Consider the following 368-nt stretch of genomic DNA (forward strand, 5'->3'; position numbering starts at 1 on the left):
GCCCGGCTGGGCCGGCGAGGCGGCCTCCCGCTCCAGCGTCGCCTCCGCCTCCACCGGCCGGTGCCGCCCGAACCGCGCCGGCGCCAGCCCCGCCGCCGTCCAGCGCAGCTGCCGCAGCTTCACCTCGGTGGCATAGGCCGTGGCCGGCGTCACCGCGCAGGCGATCTCCCAGCCCAGGTCGCAGAACTGCTCGGCCTGCACGCCCCGCGCCCGCGCCACCCGCTCGGCGAATTCGGGATACCGCGCCCGCCACAGCGCCACCGTCGACTGCGACGGCATCGTCGGGTCGCGGCAGATGGCGCTCATCGACTCGCCCAGCGACAGCCGCGCGAAGATCTCCATGGCCATCGCCTCGCAATAGGTCGAGC

General features: G+C 75.5%; 1 protein-coding gene. It reads right to left on the reverse strand.

The genetic code is table 11. The annotated features are described in order from the left end of the window. A partial coding sequence (locus AX721_RS22665) for a hypothetical protein (RefSeq protein ID WP_068878236.1) occupies window positions 1-348 on the reverse strand: 348 nt, incomplete at its 3' end. Window positions 349-368: the final 20 nt, after the last annotated feature.

Source organism: Phenylobacterium sp. CCH9-H3 (assembly GCF_001557235.1).
Classification (GTDB): Bacteria; Pseudomonadota; Alphaproteobacteria; order Caulobacterales; family Caulobacteraceae; genus Phenylobacterium.